At 63.4% G+C, this 20102-nt stretch carries 17 protein-coding genes; 3 read left to right on the top strand and 14 right to left on the bottom strand.

Annotated elements, in window-relative coordinates; genetic code table 11:
* Nucleotides 1-52 precede the first annotated feature (52 nt).
* Nucleotides 53-2032 (bottom strand): DNA primase, encoded by a 1980-nt coding sequence (gene dnaG, locus SA190iCDA_RS22905; protein ID WP_070886114.1) that lies wholly within the window; start codon nucleotides 2030-2032, stop codon nucleotides 53-55.
* Between the two features lie 130 nt (nucleotides 2033-2162).
* Entirely contained in the window at nucleotides 2163-2378 is a 216-nt protein-coding gene (gene rpsU / locus SA190iCDA_RS22900) for a 30S ribosomal protein S21 (RefSeq protein WP_003290642.1), read from the bottom strand.
* A gap of 203 nt (nucleotides 2379-2581) precedes the next feature.
* Here rpsU and tsaD point away from each other — a divergent pair, with 203 nt between their 5' ends.
* Nucleotides 2582-3607 (top strand): tRNA (adenosine(37)-N6)-threonylcarbamoyltransferase complex transferase subunit TsaD, encoded by a 1026-nt coding sequence (tsaD, locus tag SA190iCDA_RS22895; protein WP_070886115.1) that lies wholly within the window; start codon nucleotides 2582-2584, stop codon nucleotides 3605-3607.
* A gap of 212 nt (nucleotides 3608-3819) precedes the next feature.
* Here tsaD and plsY read toward each other — a convergent pair whose 3' ends face one another.
* On the bottom strand, nucleotides 3820-4389 hold the full coding sequence (gene plsY / locus SA190iCDA_RS22890; protein WP_070886116.1) for a glycerol-3-phosphate 1-O-acyltransferase PlsY: 570 nt from the start codon (nucleotides 4387-4389) through the stop codon (nucleotides 3820-3822).
* Nucleotides 4390-4463: 74 nt separating this feature from the next.
* Between plsY and folB the strand changes: the two genes are divergently transcribed.
* Entirely contained in the window at nucleotides 4464-4820 is a 357-nt protein-coding gene (folB, locus tag SA190iCDA_RS22885) for a dihydroneopterin aldolase (protein WP_070886117.1), read from the top strand.
* On the top strand, nucleotides 4811-5338 hold the full coding sequence (folK, locus tag SA190iCDA_RS22880) for a 2-amino-4-hydroxy-6-hydroxymethyldihydropteridine diphosphokinase (RefSeq protein WP_070886118.1): 528 nt from the start codon (nucleotides 4811-4813) through the stop codon (nucleotides 5336-5338). The genes folB and folK overlap by 10 nt, the downstream gene beginning before the upstream one ends.
* On the opposite strand, the gene SA190iCDA_RS22875 is transcribed toward folK, so the two are convergent.
* From SA190iCDA_RS22875 to SA190iCDA_RS22825, 11 genes are all read right to left on the bottom strand, one after another.
* Nucleotides 5335-6567: a multifunctional CCA addition/repair protein gene (locus SA190iCDA_RS22875; RefSeq protein ID WP_070886119.1), complete on the bottom strand. Its 1233-nt coding sequence runs from the start codon at nucleotides 6565-6567 to the stop codon at nucleotides 5335-5337. The genes folK and SA190iCDA_RS22875 overlap by 4 nt on opposite strands.
* A 249-nt stretch (nucleotides 6568-6816) precedes the next feature.
* Entirely contained in the window at nucleotides 6817-8379 is a 1563-nt protein-coding gene (locus SA190iCDA_RS22870) for a SpoVR family protein (RefSeq protein WP_070886120.1), read from the bottom strand.
* The gene (locus tag SA190iCDA_RS22865; protein ID WP_070886121.1) at nucleotides 8376-9647 is read right to left on the bottom strand and encodes a YeaH/YhbH family protein; all 1272 of its coding nucleotides are present in this window, start codon (nucleotides 9645-9647) and stop codon (nucleotides 8376-8378) included. The genes SA190iCDA_RS22870 and SA190iCDA_RS22865 overlap by 4 nt, the downstream gene beginning before the upstream one ends.
* A 99-nt stretch (nucleotides 9648-9746) precedes the next feature.
* The gene (locus SA190iCDA_RS22860) at nucleotides 9747-11669 is read right to left on the bottom strand and encodes a PrkA family serine protein kinase (RefSeq protein WP_070886122.1); all 1923 of its coding nucleotides are present in this window, start codon (nucleotides 11667-11669) and stop codon (nucleotides 9747-9749) included.
* Between the two features lie 461 nt (nucleotides 11670-12130).
* Nucleotides 12131-12460: a thiosulfate sulfurtransferase GlpE gene (gene glpE / locus SA190iCDA_RS22855; RefSeq protein ID WP_070886123.1), complete on the bottom strand. Its 330-nt coding sequence runs from the start codon at nucleotides 12458-12460 to the stop codon at nucleotides 12131-12133.
* Nucleotides 12457-13281 carry a symmetrical bis(5'-nucleosyl)-tetraphosphatase gene (locus tag SA190iCDA_RS22850; RefSeq protein WP_070886124.1) on the bottom strand — a complete coding sequence of 275 codons (825 nt, stop codon included), beginning with the start codon at nucleotides 13279-13281 and terminating at the stop codon, nucleotides 12457-12459. The genes glpE and SA190iCDA_RS22850 overlap by 4 nt, the downstream gene beginning before the upstream one ends.
* A 267-nt stretch (nucleotides 13282-13548) precedes the next feature.
* Nucleotides 13549-13929 carry a Co2+/Mg2+ efflux protein ApaG gene (gene apaG, locus SA190iCDA_RS22845; protein ID WP_070886125.1) on the bottom strand — a complete coding sequence of 127 codons (381 nt, stop codon included), beginning with the start codon at nucleotides 13927-13929 and terminating at the stop codon, nucleotides 13549-13551.
* A gap of 14 nt (nucleotides 13930-13943) precedes the next feature.
* Complete coding sequence (gene rsmA, locus SA190iCDA_RS22840; protein WP_070886126.1) at nucleotides 13944-14756, bottom strand: 16S rRNA (adenine(1518)-N(6)/adenine(1519)-N(6))-dimethyltransferase RsmA; 813 nt, start codon at nucleotides 14754-14756, stop codon at nucleotides 13944-13946.
* 92 nt (nucleotides 14757-14848) lie between these two features.
* Nucleotides 14849-15865: a 4-hydroxythreonine-4-phosphate dehydrogenase PdxA gene (gene pdxA / locus SA190iCDA_RS22835; protein WP_070886127.1), complete on the bottom strand. Its 1017-nt coding sequence runs from the start codon at nucleotides 15863-15865 to the stop codon at nucleotides 14849-14851.
* Between the two features lie 92 nt (nucleotides 15866-15957).
* Nucleotides 15958-17259, bottom strand: coding sequence for a peptidylprolyl isomerase (locus SA190iCDA_RS22830; RefSeq protein WP_070886128.1), 1302 nt, complete (start codon nucleotides 17257-17259; stop codon nucleotides 15958-15960).
* Nucleotides 17234-20020 (bottom strand): LPS-assembly protein LptD, encoded by a 2787-nt coding sequence (locus SA190iCDA_RS22825; RefSeq protein ID WP_070886129.1) that lies wholly within the window; start codon nucleotides 20018-20020, stop codon nucleotides 17234-17236. Before SA190iCDA_RS22825 ends, SA190iCDA_RS22830 begins: the two co-directional genes overlap by 26 nt.
* Nucleotides 20021-20102 lie beyond the last annotated feature (82 nt).

Raw genomic sequence — 20102 nt, 5'->3', positions numbered from 1 at the left:
TAAGGTCTTGGCGGGCTGAAAACAAGCCGAGGATTATACCTCAGCTCGGCGCTCAGGCGCCAGTTGGGGTCTTGCTGGGCGAGTTGAGGCTGCTGTAATGCTCGCGTAACAGCGCCTTTTCCTCGTCGGTGAGTTCGCTCGGGCTTTTCTGCATGATGCTGCGCAGAGCGGTTTCGCGTCGCCTGAGCGACTGGCTACGGGCAAGTGTAGTTATGGTGTCGAAAAACTGCCGTTCAAGGTTGTCGTGATCGATCAGCCACTCTTTTTCTGCCAGAACCTTCAGTAAGCGGCCCTGTTCGGTGCCGTGCCAGCGGGCGATCAGCTGCAGCGAACGCAGGTTCGGCTGCTTCTGCAGCGTGCCGACGAGCGCCACCAGCAGTTGTGCATAGGTGTCGTCTTCGGCGGCGAAGTTGCTGACATCCTCGACCTTTTGCGCCAACTCAGGATGGTGCAGCAAGCTGCGCAGGGCACTCAGGTGCGGCGACTCGACGCTGACCGCGGTGCGCGGCGGGTGGTAGTCGTCGCGACCTTTCTTGTTCCACTTGCCACCGTCTTTCTTCCACTCGCCCTTGCCGGGTTTGCGTGCCGGCCGTTCGAACACCCCGGCGGGCGCGGCTTGTGCTTCATAGCCGGGCGGCGCGTCGTAGTAAGCGCTGTCGGGGATGGTTTCGAAGGGCGGCGCGTGGTTGTCGTGGCTTTGCTGGGCGGTCGCGCTCGGTTGGCGCGCGGGCGCCTGCGCCTGGCCCATGGCGCTGGCGTCCAGGCCGGTGATCTGGGTCAGGCGCTGGCGCATCAGGGCGCGCAGCGTGTTGCCGGGAATCTTGTCGATCAGCGGTGCGGCCAGGGTGACCAGATGCGCCTTGCCTTCCAGCGAGCGCGGGTCGGCTTCTTCACTCAGTTGCTGGAAGAAGTAATCGGCCAGCGGCTGGGCATGCTGGTGGATGCGCGCCTGGAAGGCATCGGTGCCTTCGCTGCGTACCAGGGTATCCGGATCCTCGCCGTCGGGCAGGAACAGAAAGCGTGCGCGGCGGCCGTCCTGCAGGTTGGGCAGGGTGGCCTCCAGGGCGCGCCAGGCCGCATTGCGCCCGGCCTGGTCGCCGTCGAAGCAGAACAGCACGCTGGGCACCAGGCGAAACAGGCGCTTGAGGTGTTCCTCGCTGGTGGCGGTACCCAGGGTCGCCACCGCGTTGCGCAGGCCTTGCTGGGCGAGGGCGATGACGTCCATGTAGCCCTCGACCACCATGATCTCGTCGAGGTTGCGGTTGTGCTTGCGCGCCTCGTAAAGACCGTAGAGTTCCTGGCCCTTGTGGAAGACGGGGGTCTCGGGCGAGTTGAGGTACTTGGGCTTGTCGTCACCCAGTACCCGACCGCCGAAGGCGATCACCCGACCGCGGCTGTCGTGGATGGGAAAGATCACCCGGTCACGAAAGCGGTCGTAGCGCTTGCCGCTGTCCGGGTTCTCCACCAGCAGGCCGGCGTCGATCATCGCCTTGTGCTGCAGGCTGTCGCCGGCCAGGTGCTTGAGCAGGTTGTCCCAGCCCGGCGGGGCGAACCCGAGACCGAAATCCCGGGCGATCTCGCCGGACAGGCCGCGACCTTTCAGGTACTCGACCGCGGCACGGCGCTGCGGATGGCTTTTCAGGGCCTGGCGATAATAGTCGGCAGCCGCCTTGAGCAGGGCGTAGAGCGGCGAGTCGGTGGCCTGGCGCGGCTTGCCGCCGCGACCGTTGTCCTCGCGCGGCACTTCCATGCCGGCGCGCTTGGCCAGCTCTTCCACGGCTTGAGGAAATTCCGTCTGGTCGTGATCCATCACGAAGCCCAGGGCGTTGCCACCGGCGCCACAGCCGAAGCAGTAATAGAACTGCTTGTCCGGGCTGACCGTGAAGGAGGGGGTCTTTTCCTTGTGGAACGGGCAGCAGGCGCTGTAATTCTTGCCGGTCTTCTTCAGCTGGATGCGCGAACTCACCACGTCGACGATGTCGGTGCGGTTGAGCAGGTCATCGATGAAGGATTGCGGGATCAGGCCGGCCATAGACGCTCAGGATATCCCAGATGGGTAACGGCAAAAACGCAAAAACTCCGCCATTTCGCCAGCAGGCGATGCGGAGTTCTTGACGATGATGCCCGGGCGGGCCGGGCATTAGGGCGTTGCGTGTACGCTATTAGTACAGGCGAACGCTGCGGCGCTGCTCGCGCTGCACTTTCTTGGCGTGACGCTTAACAGCGGCAGCGGCTTTGCGCTTACGCTCGGCGGTCGGCTTTTCGTAGAATTCGCGGCTACGAACTTCGGCCAGAACACCGGCTTTTTCGCAGGAGCGCTTGAAACGACGCAGAGCTACGTCGAAGGGTTCGTTCTCTTTAACTTTGACGGCTGGCATCCAGGGCTACCTTCTTTATTACCGGAGGTTTGTGTCTTCCTGGCAACGGCACGGAAAGATCACAGGTTTTTAAGGGTTGCGGATGTTACCGCCTCGTCAAGCGGAATGCAAAGCCTCTGATCGAAAAGCACTGGTCTGGGCCGCCGAGCGGCGATTATCATGCCGGCCTTTTACGCTGGGCAAGCGGCAGAGAAGGCGAAACCATGCTGGTTCTGGGATTGGAAACTTCGTGCGACGAGACCGGTGTCGCGCTCTATGACAGCGAGCGCGGCCTGCTGGCCGACGCGCTGTTCAGTCAGATCGATCTGCACCGCGCCTATGGTGGCGTGGTGCCGGAGCTGGCCTCGCGTGACCACGTCAAGCGCATGCTGCCGTTGATTCGCCAGGTGCTGGACGAGGCGCAATGCGTGGCCACCGACATCGACGCCATCGCCTACACCGCCGGCCCCGGCCTGGTCGGGGCGCTGCTGGTGGGCGCTGCCTGCGCCCAGGCCCTGGCCTTCGCCTGGGACATCCCCGCCATTGGCGTGCACCACATGGAAGGTCACCTGCTGGCGCCCATGCTCGAGCCAACGCCGCCAGCCTTCCCGTTCGTCGCCCTGCTGGTGTCGGGCGGCCATACCCAGCTGGTGCGGGTCGACGGCATCGGCCAGTACCAGTTGCTCGGTGAGTCGCTGGACGACGCCGCCGGCGAGGCCTTCGACAAGACCGCCAAGCTGATGGGCCTGCGCTACCCCGGTGGTCCGGAAATCGCCCGCCTCGCCGAGCGCGGCACACCCGGGCGCTTCGTGTTCCCGCGGCCGATGACCGATCGTCCGGGTCTGGATTTCAGCTTCAGCGGCCTGAAGACCTTCACCCTCAATACCTGGCAGCAGTGCCAGGACAGCGGTGACGACAGCGAGCAGGCCCGCTGTGACGTGGCCCTGGCCTTCCAGCAGGCGGTGGTCGAGACCCTGACCATCAAATGCCGCCGCGCGCTCAAGCAGACTGGCCTGGGCAGCCTGGTGATCGCCGGTGGGGTGAGTGCCAACCGCGCCCTGCGCACGTCGCTCGAAGACATGACGGCAGCGCTCAAGGGCAACGTGTTTTACGCACGTCCGGCATTCTGTACCGACAACGGTGCGATGATCGCCTACGCCGGTTGCCAGCGTCTGCTGGCCGGGCAGCATGAAGACCTGGCAATCACCGTGCAGGCCCGCTGGCCGATGGAGCAGTTGCCGGCGTTGTGACGATATTGGTGATGTGCGGGTGAGAGGGCGGCTAGAAGGCAGAAGCAGCCGTCACGGAGGTCCATTGAGGGAGCGGGCCATGCCCGCGAAGAATCACGGCATGGACTAGGCGCCGCCGCCCATTCCCATGGGATAGGGGAACGGCCGCTCCCGCCACCATGTCGCCATTGTTTATCGAAAGGTAAGCCTGCGCTGTCACGAGCAGACCCAGATCAAAAATGCCGTTCGCGGCCAGCCCATAGATCACGTAGATTGCGCCGGTGCCGCCAGACGATCAGTCCGCTGAGCACGCACATCGGCAGCAGTGCCGCCGGGCGTTGCCAGGCCAGCAGCGGTAAGGTCATGGGTGCGGCGGTCAGCGCCGCCAGGGAGCTGGTGCGGGTCAGGCTGAAGGTCAGCAGCCAGGTGCACAGCGCCAGCAGCGCCGCCGGCGGGTAAAGCCCCAACAGCATGCCGGCCGCAGTGGCGACACCCTTGCCGCCGCGGAAGCGAAAGTAGATCGGGTAGAGGTGGCCGATCACCGCCGCCAGGCCCAGCCAGGCCTGCTGTTGCAGGGTGAAGTCGAGGTGGGCGGCGATCAGTACCGGCAGCAAACCTTTGAACAGATCGCCGATCAGCGTGAGAATGGCCAGGCGTTTGCCCGCCACCCTGAGCATATTGGTGGCGCCGGGGTTGCCCGAGCCGCTGGCGCGCGGGTCTGCCAGGCCGGTCATGCGGCTGAGCAGGATAGCGAAGGACAGCGAGCCGAGCAGGTAGGCGAGGATCGCCAGCAGCCAAAACATGGTATCCATTCCGCGCCGGGGGATGGCCGATTCTAACGAGGTACGGCGAGCTTGTCGTGCCGTGGAGAGCATGCTTGGACACAGTGTTTATCGCAGGGCTGGAAGTCGACACCGTGATTGGTGCCTACGACTGGGAGCGCACCATTCGCCAATGCCTGCAGCTGGATCTGTGGCTCGGCTGGGACAACCGGCCCGCCGCCCAGGACGATGACCTGAGCAAGGCCCTGGACTACGCCACGCTGTCGACGCGCATCCAGGGCTTCGCCAGCGACTCGCAGTTCATCCTGGTGGAAACATTCGCCGAGCGCCTGGTGGCGCTGCTGATGGGCGAATTCGCCATTCCCTGGGTGCGCTTGCGCGTGACCAAGCCCGGCGCCGTGCCGGCGGCCCGTGGCGGTGTCGGTGTGGAGATCGAGCGCGGATGTCGCTAACGCCAATCCTGCTGGGCCTGGGCAGCAATATCGAGCGTGAGGCGCACCTGTGCGCGGGCCTCGATGCCCTGGCCGAAATCGTCACCGACATGCGCTGCTCGCCGGTCTTCGAAAGCCTGGCGGTGGGTATCAAGAGCGGGCCGTTCTTCAACCTGGTGATCGCCGGGCGCACGGCCTTGCCACTGACCGAGCTGGACCGGCGGCTGAAATTCATCGAGGCCGACAACGGCCGCTATGCGCCGGATCGCAAGGGCCTGCCGCTGGATATCGACGTGCTGACCTATGGCGAGCTGGTCGGCAATTTCGATGGCCTGGTGCTGCCCCGCGCGGAAATCCTCAGGAACGCCTTCGTACTTCGCCCCCTGGCATTGCTGGTGCCCGAGGTCGGCCACCCGGGCGTGGGACGCTCCTATGCCCAACTGTGGCAAGAGGCGCGTATCGAACAACAACTGTGGCCGGTCGCGTTCCAGTGGCGCGGCGTCGAGCTGACGCCTGCCGAGTTGCTGCCGTCGCCCTAGCTACTTTCGCGGCTTTGCTTGAAGGCTTTGAGCGCACTGAGGCGCTCGCGGTTGAGCGCCTCACCCAGCTCGGCGCCCTTGTAGCCGCGCTCGAGCAACGGCTGCACGGCCACCTCGCGTACCGCCGCCATCGCGGCCAGCAGGTAGGCAGCCTGGGGATAGTCGCGATCTTCCAGGCCATGGCGGCCGCGGGCATCCATTTCACAGGCCGCCACGAAGGCCTCGAAGCGCTGCGGGCGCCGGAACACGTCGAAGCGTTGCATCAGCTCCAGCAGTGTCGAGGCGCGCAGCTCCAGGGCGCGGTGGGCGTGGGTATGAAACTCGCCCACCAGATCGGCCAGTTCCTGGCATTCCCGAGGCACCTTGCAGCGTTTGTTGACCGCTTCGATCAGCGCGATGCCGCGGTGCTCGTGGGCGATATGCCGCGGCCATGCGGCGGGGTCGGTCAGGCCCTTGCCGACATCATGCAGCAGACAGGCCCAGCGCACGGGCAGCGGCTGCCCGTGTTCGGCGCACTGGCGCAGCACGGCCAGCACGTGAATGCCGGTGTCGATTTCCGGGTGATGGGCAGCGGGCTGTGGCACGCCAAACAGCGCGTCGACCTCCGGCAGCATGGCCCCCAGGGCGCTGCAGTCGCGCAGCACTTGAACGAACACGTCCGGGCGCGGCTCCATCAGCGCGCGGGAAATCTCTTTCCAGCTGCGCTCAGGCGTCAGGGCGTCAAGCTCCCCGGATTCGGCCAATTGACGCATCAGCTCGAGGGTTTCCGGCGCTACGCTAAAGCCCAGCGGTGCATAGCGCGCCGCGAAGCGGGCCACGCGCAGTACCCGCAGCGGGTCTTCGGCAAAGGCCGGCGAGACGTGGCGCAGTTGCCGGGTTTCAAGGTCACGCTGGCCGCCGTAGGGGTCGATCAGCTTGCCCTGCTGGTCTTCGGCGATGGCATTGATGGTCAGGTCACGGCGGATCAGGTCTTCTTCCAGCGTCACCTCGGGGCTGGCGTGGAAGGTGAAGCCGCCATAGCCGCGCCCGCTCTTGCGTTCGGTGCGGGCCAGGGCATATTCCTCGCCCGATTGCGGGTGCAGGAATACCGGGAAATCCGCGCCCACCGGCCGATAACCCTGTTCCAGCATGGTTTCGGCCGTGGCGCCGACCACCACCCAGTCGACCTCGGTCACCGGGCGACCGAGCAGGCGGTCGCGCACGGCGCCGCCAACTTTGTAGATTTGCATAAAGGTCTCCGTCATGGGCAGAGGATAACCGCTGCGCTGGAGCCTGTCGTTGCGCGGCGAGCGCTGAGAGCCCGCTCACGATCTGCTGCGCGTCGGCCCTACGGCGTTAAAAACAAGCTGGATTGCCAGCCCAGTCGGAAAGCTCATTTACAATCGTAAAGCCGAGCGCGACTCCGACCGGTCCTCGCCTGTTTTGTGGGGCCGCCTAGGCCTTGTATGGCTCTAGCTCGCGAGATCGTGAGTGGGCTCTTAGAGCGGAGGGATATGCAGATCCAGGCGCGGATGATCGCCGTCCGGCGCGCCATCGCTCCTGGGCGGCACATGCTGGGTATTGACGATGCGATCGCCCTGCAGCGTCTGCAGGTGGATGTCGAACCCCCACAGGCGATGCAGGTGCTTGAGCACCTCTTCGGTGGAGCTGCCCAGCGGCTTGCGGTCGTGCTGGAAGTGGCGCAGGGTCAGGGAGCGGTCACCGCGGCGGTCGATGCTCCAGATCTGCACGTTGGGCTCGCGATTGCCCAGGTTGTACTGGGCCGCGAGGGTTTCGCGGATGGTGCGATAGCCCGGCTCGTCATGGATGGCCGGTACGCTGAGTTCGTCTTTCTGGTCGTCGTCGAGAATGCTGAACAGCTTGAGATCGCGGATCACTTTCGGCGACAGGTACTGGAGGATGAAGCTCTCGTCCTTGAAGCTGGTCATGGCGAATTTCAGGGTGCTCAGCCAGTCGCTGCCGGCGATGTCCGGGAACCAGCGGCGATCCTCTTCGGTGGGCGCCTCGCAGATACGGCGAATGTCGCGGTACATGGCAAAACCCAGGGCATAGGGGTTGATGCCGCTGTAGTAGGGGCTGTCGAACGCGGGCTGGAACACCACGCTGGTGTGCGACTGCAGAAACTCCATCATGAAGCCGTCGGTGACCAGGCCTTCGTCGTAGAGGTCGTTCATCAGGGTGTAGTGCCAGAAGGTCGCCCAGCCTTCGTTCATCACCTGGGTCTGGCGCTGCGGGTAGAAGTACTGGGCGATCTTGCGCACGATGCGGATCACCTCGCGCTGCCAGGGCTCCAGCAGCGGCGCATGTTTTTCCAGGAAATACAGAATGTTTTCCTGGGGTTCGGCCGGGAAGCGCTGATGGTCGCTTTCATCGGCCTTGCTGGCGCTCTTGGGAATGGTGCGCCACAGGTCGTTGATCTGGCGCTGCAGGTGCTCCTCGCGATCCTTCTGGCGGCGGCGCTCTTCTTCGGCGGAAATGGGGTAGGGGCGTTTGTAGCGGTCCACCCCGTAGTTCATCAGCGCATGGCAGGAGTCGATCAGGTCCTCGACGGCATCGATACCGTGGCGCTCTTCGCACTGGGTGATGTACTGCTTGGCGAACACCAGGTAATCGATGATCGAGCTGGCGTCGGTCCAGGTGCGGAACAGGTAGTTGCCCTTGAAGAAGCTGTTGTGCCCGTAGCAGGCGTGGGCGATCACCAGGGCCTGCATGGTGATGGTGTTCTCTTCCATCAGGTAGGCGATGCACGGATCGGAGTTGATCACGATCTCGTAGGCCAGGCCCATCTGCCCGCGGCTGTAGGACTTCTCGGTGCTGAGGAACTGCTTGCCGTAGGACCAGTGGTGGTAACCCAGGGGCATGCCGACCGAGGCATAGGCGTCCATCATCTGCTCGGCGGTGATCACCTCGATCTGGTTGGGGTAGGTGTCGAGTGCATAGCGCTCGGCCAACCGGCTGATTTCCCGGTCGTAATCGCGGATCAGCTCGAAGGTCCATTCCGAGCCCGTGGACAGGGGCTGGCGTTTCTTGCTGCTGCTCATGGGGTGAGCCTCCGCTGGAACAGTTCGCGGAATACCGGGTAGATATCACCCGCCGATACCAGTTGCTGCTGGGCGAAGGTCTCGCCGAAGGCTTCGGCCACTCGCTCGTACTCGAACCACAGCGCCTGGTGCTCGCGCGGGGTGATCTCCACGTAGGTGAAGTACTGCACGAAGGGCATGATCTGCTTGATCAGGATATCCCGGCATAACGGCGAGTCGTCGTTCCAGTTGTCACCGTCGGAAGCCTGGGCGCCGTAGATGTTCCACTCGTTGGCCGGGTAACGCTCGGCCATGATCTCCTGCATCATCTTCAGGGCGCTGGAGACGATGGTGCCGCCGGTTTCCCGGGAGTAGAAGAATTCTTCTTCGTCGACTTCCTTGGCGCTGGTGTGGTGGCGGATGAAAACCACGTCGATCTTGTCGTAGTTACGCTTGAGAAACAGGTACAGGAGGATGAAGAAGCGCTTGGCGACGTCCTTGGTGGCCTGGGTCATGGAGCCGGAGACGTCCATCAGGCAGAACATCACCGCCTTGGAGCTGGGGTTGGGGTGCTTGACCAGCAGGTTGTACTTGAGGTCGAAGGTATCGAGAAAGGGGATGCGGTGAATGCGCGCGCTGAGGCGTTCAATCTCGGCCTCGAGCAGTTGGATGTCGCTGAAGTTGTCCGGCTCCTCGCGGCGCAGGCGCTCCAGCTCGGCCTTCACCTCGCGCAGCTTGGCCCGGCTGCTGCCGGACAGCGCGATGCGCCGGGCATGGGCCGAGCGCAGGGTACGCACGATGTTGATGCGCGACGGGTTACCCTCGCTGCTGATGCCGGCGCGCACGGTCTTGAAGGTTTCCGCACCGGTCAGGTGGCGCTTGACCAGGTTGGGCAGTTCCAGATCCTCGAACATGAAGTCGAGAAATTCCTCCTGGGTGATCTGGAACACGAACTCATCCATGCCCTCGCCGGAGTTGCTGGCCTTACCGGCCCCCTGGCCGCCGCCGCCACCCTGGGGACGGGGAATCCGTTCACCGGCAACGAACTCCTTGTTGCCCGGGTGCACGACGGTCTGCCTGCCGCCGCGGCCGTGGTGCAGCACCGGCTCATCGATATCCCGGCCGGGAATGCTGATCTGCTCGCCGTGCTCCATATCGGTGATGGAGCGGCGGCTGACGGCGTCCTCCACCGCCTTCTTGATATGGTCGCGGTAACGACGAATGAACCGCTGGCGGTTCACCGTGCTCTTGTTCTTGCCATTGAGGCGACGGTCGATCACGTAACTCATATGCCCCTCCCGGGGCAGCTGCAAGCCGCAAGCTACAAGTCACAAGTGAAAAGCCAGGCGCTTTCGCTTGCAGCTTGCGGCTTGCAGCTCGCGGCTGCTTTATTGCGATTTACGTACGCGCAGATACCATTCGGACAGCAGGCGCACCTGCTTCTCGGTATAGCCGCGCTCGACCATGCGTTTGACGAAATCGTTGTGCTTCTGCTGATCCTCCTTGCTGGCCTTGGCGTTGAAGCTGATGACCGGCAGCAGGTCCTCGGTGTTGGAGAACATCTTCTTCTCGATCACCACCCGCAGCTTCTCGTAGCTGAGCCAGGTCGGGTTCTTGCCGTTGTTGTTGGCCCGGGCACGCAGCACGAAGTTGACGATCTCGTTGCGGAAATCCTTCGGGTTGCTGATACCGGCCGGCTTCTCGATCTTCTCCAGTTCCTCGTTGAGGGCCACCCGGTTGAGGATTTCGCCGGTTTCCGGGTCGCGGTACTCCTGATCCTGAATCCAGAAATCGGCGTACAGCACGTAGCGGTCGAAGATGTTCTGGCCGTATTCGCTGTAGGACTCCAGATAGGCGGTCTGGATTTCCTTGCCGATGAACTCGATATAGCGCGGCGCCAGGTATTCCTTGATGAAACGCAGGTAGCGCTCGCGGGTTTCGCCGGGGAACTGTTCCTGTTCGATCTGCTGTTCCAGTACGTAGAGCAGGTGCACCGGGTTGGCAGCGACCTCGTGCGGGTCGAAGTTGAACACCTTGGAGAGGATCTTGAAGGCGAAGCGGGTCGACAGGCCGTTCATGCCTTCGTCGACACCAGCGGCGTCGCGGTACTCCTGGATCGACTTTGCCTTGGGATCGGTGTCCTTGAGGTTCTCGCCGTCGTAGACGCGCATCTTCGAGTAGATGTTGGAGTTTTCCGGCTCCTTGAGGCGCGACAGGGTGGAAAATTGCGCGAGCATCTTCAGGGTGTCGGGCGCGCAATGGGCGTTGGCCAGGGAGCTGCTGACCAGCAGCTTGTCGTAGATCTTGATCTCGTCGCTGACGCGCAGGCAGTAGGGCACCTTGACGATGTAGATGCGGTCGATGAAGGCTTCGTTGTTCTTGTTGTTGCGGAAGGTGTGCCACTCCGATTCGTTGGAGTGGGCCAGCAGGATGCCGTTGTACGGGATGGCACCCAAACCCTCGGTGCTGTTGTAGTTGCCTTCCTGGGTGGCGGTGAGCAGCGGGTGCAGCACCTTGATCGGCGCCTTGAACATCTCGACGAATTCCATCAGGCCCTGGTTGGCCCGGCACAGCGCGCCCGAGTAGCTGTAGGCGTCGGCATCGTTCTGCGGAAATTCCTCGAGCTTGCGGATATCCACCTTGCCGACCAGGGCGGAGATGTCCTGGTTGTTCTCGTCGCCCGGCTCGGTCTTGGCGATGGCGATCTGGTTGAGGATCGAGGGGTAGAGCTTGACCACCCGGAACTGGCTGATATCACCGCCGAACTCGGCCAGGCGCTTGCTGGCCCAGGGCGACATGATGCTGCCCAGGTAACGCCGGGAAATGCCGTAGTCCTCCTCGAGAATCGCCGCGTCCTCGGCGGCGTTGAACAGCCCCAGGGGCGACTCGAACACCGGTGATCCCTTGATGGCGTAGAAGGGCACCTTTTCCATCAATTGCTTGAGTTTTTCCGCCAGCGAGGACTTGCCGCCGCCCACCGGCCCCAGCAGATAGAGAATCTGCTTCTTCTCTTCCAGGCCCTGGGCGGCGTGGCGAAAGTAGGAAACGATCTGCTCGATGCATTCTTCCATGCCGTGGAAATCGGCAAAGGCCGGGTAACGGCGAATCACCTTGTTGGAGAAGATGCGCGACAGCCGTGGGTTGTGGGAGGTATCGAGCAACTCCGGTTCGCCGATGGCCATCAGCAGGCGCTCGGACGCGCTGGCATAGGCGCTGCGATCCTGTTTGCACAGTTCGAGGTACTCCTGCAGCGAGTACTCCTCCTGGCGCGTCGCCTCGAATCGTTGCTGGAAGTGACTGAAAATGCTCATGACTTCACCTCGCTCGATGCTGGGAGCCGGCCGGGATCGGTCGAGCGGGTGCATGCAGACCCGGCGCTCGCGCTACCGAGATGAATCCCCCGAACACCCCTTGGTCAGTCAGAACCTCATGGTCGGCCGTCCGTTGCTTGGCAGATCGAGGACAGCCGCCTTGCGTCTCTCGCGCAAGGCGTATCGGCTGCCTTCCCCTGCCTGACCCTGTGTTGCGTGGCGCTGGCTGGCTGCTGAAGGTGAGTACCGATGGCCCATTCGGCCGATTGGCCGGCTACCTGGATTGGGATGGCCTAGGACAAGGATAGTTGGTAATCGGCAAGGTCAAGGCGCAATAACCGTGCAAAACGTCCTTGCGACGTTGCCGCAGTGGGCAAAGCCAGCATTGGCGGGGGCTGGGCGGGGAAAATATTTATGACCGGCCATTGCGGCAACTGAGGGCGATGGCCGGCCGGCATCGTTCAGTCCGCCTGGCTGGATTCAGTGTCCTGCGGGTAGGTGCTGCGCCACAGCTCGAAGCCGCCGTCGAGGCTGTACACCTCGGAGAAGCCCTGGCCGACCAGATAAGCGGCGGCGCTCTGGCTGGAGTTGCCGTGATAGCAGGTGACGATCAGCGGCGCGTCGAGGTCGGCCTTGGCGATGAAATCGGCCAGCGAATAGTTGTCCAGGTGCTCGGAGTCGCAGATGTGCCCGGCGGCGAAACTCTGCGGATCGCGGATATCGACGACCACGGCGCCTCTCTCTCGCAGTGCCTGGGCCTGCTCGGGGGCGATGCGTTTGAACTCGCTCATGCTGTCTCCTCGCTACAGTCGCAGCGATGATACTCGCCGCTATCGATATTCATCAGGGTCATGGTACCGCCCCACACGCAGCCTGAATCCAGGGCGAACACGCCGGGTTCGTCGCAGTGGCCTTCCAGGGCCGCCCAGTGACCGAAGATGATCTTCTGAGCGTAGGTCTTGCGCTGTGGGTGGCTGAACCAGGGCAGGTAGCCGGGTGGTGCGCTGTCCAGGCCCTCCTTGCTCTTCAGGTCCAGGGTGCCGTCGGCCTTGCAGAAGCGCATGCGGGTGAAATAGTTGGTGATCACCCGCAGCCGGGCGATGCCGTGCAGTTCCTTGTCCCAGCGTGCCGGCTCGTTACCGTACATGCCGTCCAGGAACATCGGGTACAGGGCGTCGTCGCGTAGCGCGTTCTCGACTTCGGCAGCGCGGCGCAGCGCTTTGTCGATGGTCCATTGCGGCGGTATGCCAGCGTGCACCAGGGCGGTATCGCGCTGCCCGTCATAATGCAGCAGCTTCTGCTGGCGCAGCCAATCCAGCAGCTCGTCACGATCCGGCGCCTCGAGGATCTCGCGCAGGGTGTCACCGCGCTTGAGGCGTTCGATATTGCGCGAGGCGGCGAGCAGGTGCAGGTCGTGATTGCCCAGTACGCAGACCAGCGCCTCGCGCATGCCATAGAGATAGCGCAGGGTCTCCAGGGACGCCGGACCGCGGTTGACCAGGTCACCCACCAGCCACAGCCGATCGCGGGCAGGATCGAAGGCCACGCGTTCAAGCAGGCATTGCAGCGGTTTCAGGCAACCCTGCAGGTCGCCGACGGCATAGGTAGCCATTAGGGTCTACCCCCGTTTCGTCGTGAGCCGCGTTGCTGCGAAAAATTGCACCAGGTAAGGCGTGAGGCGCAGGTAATGGTCGCTCCCTTGCCAAGCCTCGCAACGCGGCATGGTGCAATTTTTCGCGCAACCCGAAGGGCCGGGCCACTTTTTGCGCGATGCTGCGTTATTCGTCGTTCATTTGGAATAACCAAACTTCTCTCCTCATGCCTTGCCTCGCGCAAAAAATGGCTCCGGCGCGGCCACGAACGAAACGGGGGTAGACCCTTAGTGCAGCGCCCCGGGGACGGCGAGACGGAAGGGCGCGATGGGTGCATCGAAGCGCTGGCCATCGTCAGCCAGCATCTGATAGCTGCCCTGCATGGTGCCGACCTGGGTGGCCAGGAGCGTGCCGCTGCTGTAGCGATGGCTTTCACCGGGGGCGATCAGCGGCTGTTCACCGATCACGCCCGGGCCGCGCACTTCCTGAACCTGGCCATTGCCATCGGTGATCACCCAGTGGCGCGCCAGCAGCTGGGCTGGCAGCTCACCGGCGTTATGGATGGTCACGTCGTAGGCAAAGGCGAAACGGCTCTGCTCGGGCTGCGACTGCTCCGCCAGGTAGCGGGTGACGATGGTGACGTCGATCTGGTAACGAGGGTCGGACATGGGCACTCGATCAATCAGGTGGGCGAAGGCGCGGGTTGCTGGGCCAGCTGGTCGGCCAGGCGCACGAAGGCGGCCAGGTCCAGCTGTTCCGGGCGCAGGCTGCCGTCGACGCCGGCTGCCTCGATCTCGCTGGCCGGCAGCAGCGCCTTGAGGGTATTGCGCAACGTCTTGCGGCGCTGGTTGAAGGCTTCGCGCACCACGCGTTCGAGCAGTCGGTGATCCTTGGCCGGGTGCGGCAGCACCTGATGGGGCACCAGACGCACGATGGCCGAGTCGACCTTGGGTGGTGGGTTGAACGCGCCGGGGCCGACGTTGAACAGGTGCTCCACCTGGCAGTGGTACTGCACCATGATCGACAGCCGCCCCCAGTCGCCGCCACCCGGGCCTGCAGCCAGGCGCTCGACCACTTCCTTCTGCAGCATGAAGTGCATGTCGCGGATCAGGTGGGCGTTGTCCAGCAGATGGAAAATCAGCGGCGTGGAGATGTTGTAGGGCAGGTTGCCGACCACCCGCAGGCTGTTGGGCGCTGCCTGCAGGCTGGAGAAGTCGAATTTCAGGGCATCGCCCTGGTTCAGGCGAAAGCGCGGCTGTTCTGCGAACCTGGCTTGCAGGATCGGAATCAGGTCGAGGTCCAGTTCGATCACGTCGAGCTGCGCGCCGCTGTTGAGCAGACCCTCGGTGAGTGCGCCCTGGCCCGGGCCGATCTCCAGCAGGTGCTCGCTGTCGCGGGCGTGGATGGCGCGCAGGATGCGGTGAATCACCCCGGCGTCATGGAGGAAGTTCTGGCCGAAGCGCTTGCGCGCGCGGTGTTGGTAAGGCTCGGACATCTGAGAAGCAGCTCCAGGCTTCAAGCTGCAAGCATCAAGCAAGCGCGTAAAGCGGTCAGGCGAAAACGCCCAGTTTAGCAGGGAAAGCGCTTCTACTTGTGGCTTGTCGCTTGCAGCTTGCGGCTGCCTTGAGCCATCTCGTAGGCGGTTTCCAGGGCGACCTGCAGGCTGCCGCAGTCGATGCGCCCGGTGCCGGCAAGGTCCAGCGCTGTGCCGTGGTCGACCGAGGTGCGGATGATCGGCAGGCCCAGGGTCACGTTCACCGCCGCACCAAAGCCCTTGTACTTGAGCACCGGCAGGCCCTGGTCGTGATACATGGCAAGCGCCGCATCACAGTGTTCCAGGTGCTTGGGGGTGAACAGCGTATCGGCCGGCAGCGGGCCGATCAGGTCCATACCTTCGCCGCGCAGCTGCTGCAGCGCAGGCTCGATGACCTCGATCTCCTCGCGCCCCAGGTGGCCGCCTTCGCCGGCATGGGGGTTGAGGCCGCAGATCAGGATGCGCGGTGATGCAATGCCGAACTTGTCGCGCAGGTCGGCGTGGAGGATGCGCGTCACCCGCTGCAGACGCTCGGTGGTGATGGCACTGGCCACGTCCTTGAGCGGCAGGTGGGTGGTGACCAGGGCGACCCGTAGGCCGCGGGTTGCCAGCATCATCACCACCTGGGGGGTACCGGTCAGGTCGGCGAGAAATTCGGTATGACCGGAGAACGCCGTCCCCGCCTCATTGATGATGCCCTTGTGCACCGGGGCGGTGACCAGCCCGGCGAAGCTGCCGTCCAGGCAGCCCTGGGCCGCTCGGGTCAGGGTTTGCAGAACGTAGGCGGCATTGGCTTTGTTGAGCTCACCGGCGACCGCCGGCTCGCCGAGCGGCGTATCCCAGACGTACAGGCTGCCTGCTGGGGCGGGCTGGGCTGGCCAGTCATCAGGCGCGGTGTCGATCAGCTTGATCTGCAGCCCCAGCTCCAGCGCGCGCGCTTGCATCAGTGCACGGCTGGCCACGCAGATCAGCGCGTGGGCCTGTTGCTGCCGGGCAAGCAGCAGGCACAGATCCGGGCCGATGCCGGCAGGTTCTCCAGGGGTGAGGGCGAAGCGCAGGTTATGGGGCATGATCCGGTCTCGAGGGCAGGCGCTGGTGATGCTAGCTTACGCGCAAATGAAAAAGCCCGGCACAGGGCCGGGCTTCGTGGTTTCAGGCTGGTTTACAGCTTGATCTCCACATAGGCTTCGTCGCGAATCTGACGCAGCCAGGTTTGCAGCTCTTCTTCGTACTTGCGGTTGCGCAGCAGATTCAGCGCCTGTTGCTCGCGCATCTGCTCGCTGCTGTCGGTTGCGCGACGGCCCATGACCTGCAGCACGTGCCAGCCGAACTGGCTCTTGAACGGCTTGGAAACCTCGCCGCTGGCGGTGTTGTTCATTACCTCGCGGAACTCCGGTACCAGGGCATTCGGGTCGATCCAGCTCAGGCTGCCGCCGTTGAGGGCCGAGCCCGGGTCTTCGGAGAAGTTCTTCGCCAGTTCGGCGAAGTCCTCTCCGGACTCGATGCGCTGATACAGGCGCTCGGCCAGTACCTTGGCTTCCGCGTCGGTGCGGATTTCGCTCGGCTTGATCAGGATGTGGCGCACGTTCACTTCCTCGCGCACCGCCGCGGCCTCACCGCCACGCTTTTCCAGCACCTTGAGGAGGATGAAACCACCTGGGGTGCGGATCGGCTCGGTGACATCGCCAACGTTCATGGCGCTGATCATGGCGTCGAATGGCGGCGGCAACTGTGCCGCTTTGCGCCAGCCCATGTCGCCACCGTCCAGCGCCGTTTCACTGGCCGAGTTGGCGATCGCCAGCTGACCGAACTCGGCGCCCTGGCGCGCTTGCTGGTAGATGTCCTGGGCGCGGCGCTCGGCAGCTTGCAGCGCATCGGAGGAGGCATCTTCCTGAACCGCAATGACGATATTGGCCAGGTGGAACTCTTCGGACAACTGCATCTTGCCCAGGTCGGAGGCGAGGAAGTTCTTCACTTCCTGCTCGGTGACCTGAATGCGCTCGGCCACACGGCGCTGGCGCACACGGCTGATGATCATCTCGCGGGACACCTGGTCGCGGGCGTCGTTGAACGACAGGCCGTCCTTCGCCAGGGCGTCGCGGAATTGCTCGAGGGTCATGCCGTTGCGCTGGGCAATGGTGGCCATGGCCTGGTTGAGTTCTTCGTCGCTGATGCGAATGCCGGAGCGCTCGCCCATCTGCAACTGGATGTTTTCCAGGATCAGGCGATCCAGCACCTGCTGGGTCAGTACGTTGGCCGGCGGCACCTCGGCGCCGCGCTTGGCGATGGTCTGTTGCACCTCGCGCACCCGGGCGTCGAGCTGGGTCTGCATGATCACGTCGTTATCGACGATCGCCACCACGCGGTTGAGAGGCTGTACATCGGCGTGCGCCGCGGTACCCAGAAACAGTGCGCCCAGCAGCAGCGGGCGCACGCACTCAGCGAGCTTGCTCTTCACGTTCACGGTAACCTTGAATGCCTTGGTCGAGGAATGTCTCAACGTTGTTGCCAGTCACGCCACCCAGGCCTTTGAGGACGATCTGCAGGAAGATGCCGCTGTCTGGTTCGTCGTTGCGCGAGGGGTTGAGGCTGACCTCGTCGTAGTCGATCCAGTAGCGGTTGATGACGCGCAGCTTCCAGCAGCAACTGTCGTACTCGAAGCCGCCAAAGGCTTCCAGGGTGCGGTTGCGGCCGTAGTCGTACTGCCAGCGCGAGATCAGGCTCCACTGCGGGCCGATTGGCCAGATGACCGAGAAGTCATGCTGGCTGATCTTGTAGTAGTCCTTGATGTAGTTCGGGTTCGGTGAGCCATTTGGCAGGGTAGGCCTGCCATAGTCGCCGCCGTAACTCCACTCGCCTGTACTCTGGTCGTACCTCAAAGTGTCGTTGCGATAACGATACCCAGCGTTGATCACTTTGCGTGGGTTGTCTGCGGGCTGGTAGTGGAACATCGCGCTACCGGAGCGGGTACGATGGGTATCGGGATCCCAATTGAAGTCTGACGTAAAGCGCCAGTCCTGATTGTAGCGATACATATACTCCAGAGCGTAGGGCGATACCGACGACTGCGCTTCGTCGCGAGTGCGATAGTCGATATCCGGCATCTGCACCTTTCGGTCTTCGAAATAGAAGGCCTGGCCGATGCTGAAGCGCTGGCGCTCGAAGCCGTTCGCTTCGATCCAGCGACTGGTCACGCCCAAAGACAGTTTGTTCTCGTCACCGATACGATCCTTGCCGCTGAAACGGTTTTCGCGCCACAGCGAGGAATAATTGAAGCTACTAAGGCCAGTGTCGAAAACCGGAATATCGGACTGATCTTCCTCGGGGACGTAGAGATAGAACAGGCGCGGTTCAAGCGTTTGCCGGGTTGGGTTGCCAAAGAGCGTGGTACCTCGGTCGAAATACAGGCCGCTGTCGACGCTGAGGATCGGCACACTGCGGTTCTGGTTGCTGTCGAAGTCGGCGATACCACCGCGGCTTGGATCTCTCCCAATGGAGTCGAGGTCGAGGTCGTACTGGGTGTAGGCGTACTTGACCTGGGGTATGATAAAGCCCCAGCTCCAGTCCAGCGGCAGGCTGACGCCTGGCTCGACGTGCAGGCGCGTACCGTTGGCGCGTTTCAGGCCGCGTAGTCGGGCGTCATACCAAAGCCCCTCGGATACACCGTCTTCGTTGACGAAATTGCCGCTGCGCAGATCACGATCGAAGCGCACCAGCTCCGTGCCATAGGTAAAGTTCAAACCACCTGGCTGGAAGGGCAGCTTGCCATCGAGGGTGATCTGCGGCAGACGGTTATAAGGGGTCAGATCGGTAATGGTGGCCAGCTCGTAAGCATGGGCATTGAACCGCGCGGTGTAGCTATCGCCGCGCCAGGTCAGGGTGCCGCGCTGATTGACGTATCGCGTGTTATCAATACCCAGATCCGTATTTAGGTCCTGGAAGTAGTAGGGGTCGCTGATATCGGTGTAGTCGACCTCGGCCAGCAGGCGATCATTGAGGCCCTGCTTGTGCTGCCAGCTGTACATCCAGCGCTGGTCCTTGTAGTCCGACTGCAGCTCGCGCTCGTCTTCCTGGTCGTCCAGGTAGGCGGCGCCGACCTGGCCCTCGCTATTGCGGGTCAGGTAGCGGTACTCGCCTTCCATCAGCAGGCCGCGCTTGGCCATGTAGGTCGGGTACAGCGTGGCGTCGAAGTTCGGCGCCAGGTTGAAGTAGTACGGGGTCTGCAGGGTCAGGCCGTTGCTGCCCGAGCTGCCGAAGCTCGGCGGCAGGAAGCCGGACTGGCGACGGTCGTCGATCGGGAAGTAGATGTACGGCGTGTAGAACACCGGAAAATCCTTGACCCGCAGCGTGACGTTGGTCGCGGTGCCGAAGCCGGTGGCCGGGTTCAGGGTGATGTTGTTACCGGTCAGGTGCCAGGCATTGCTGCCCGGTTCGCAACTGGTATAGGTACCGTCCTTGAGGCGAATGATCGCGGTTTCTTCACGCTTGGCGTAGGCGGCGCTGCCGCGCACGTGGGCGGCGTGCATCACGAACTCGGCGTTGTCGATGCGCGCTTCGCCGTTGTCCAGTTGCAGCTCGCCACGGTCACCCACCACCAGGGCGCCCTTGTCGCGCAGGCGGACATTGCCGACCAGCTCGCCACGGTTCTCGGCCTGGTGCAGGTTGGCCTCGTCGGCCTCGACCTGCATGCCGGCCTGGTGCACCACCACGTCACCGGCGAGGGTCGCGACCTGCTCTTCCTGCTGATAGCGCGAAGCCTTGGCCGAGACGAACATCGGCGCTTCGCTCATCGGCGTGGTGTCGTTCATGCCCGGGCGGCTAGGCTCGATGTAAGCGCCGGAGCAGGCCGGGCCGATCTCCGCCAGCTGTGCGCTGGTCAGCTCCTCGCGCGGTACCCAGTCCAGGTGGCTATAGTCGGCGCTGCGCGAGGCCAGGGCACGGCCACCGGCTTCGGTCACTTGCGTTGGTGCGGCCTTGGTATCAGGTTGGGCGGCAGCCGTCGCCCCCGTACCCGCGCTGACCGAGTTGGCGCTGTGGGTCGGTCGGCTCGGCAGGTTGGCGGTGCTGGATTTCGGTGCACAGGCCCAACCGCCGGTTGGCGAAGCCTGGCAGTCGAATTGTTCGGCAGCGGTGGCGAATGGGCTGGCGAAGGGCTGCAGGGCCAACAGGCCACCCGTTACCAGAAGCGGGAATTTCTTGCGAAAAGCGGGGTATTTTACTGCCATCTTGTTTTCCGGGCTTCCTGTGCGCTTTTGGCCCAGGGGCCGCACGCCTCTCGATGGGCTGAAAAAGATGCTGGATAATAAA

Source organism: Pseudomonas argentinensis (genome assembly GCF_001839655.2).
In the GTDB taxonomy this organism is placed as follows: Bacteria; Pseudomonadota; Gammaproteobacteria; order Pseudomonadales; family Pseudomonadaceae; genus Aquipseudomonas; species Aquipseudomonas argentinensis_B.
This window is presented reverse-complemented; position numbering and strand designations above follow the sequence as displayed.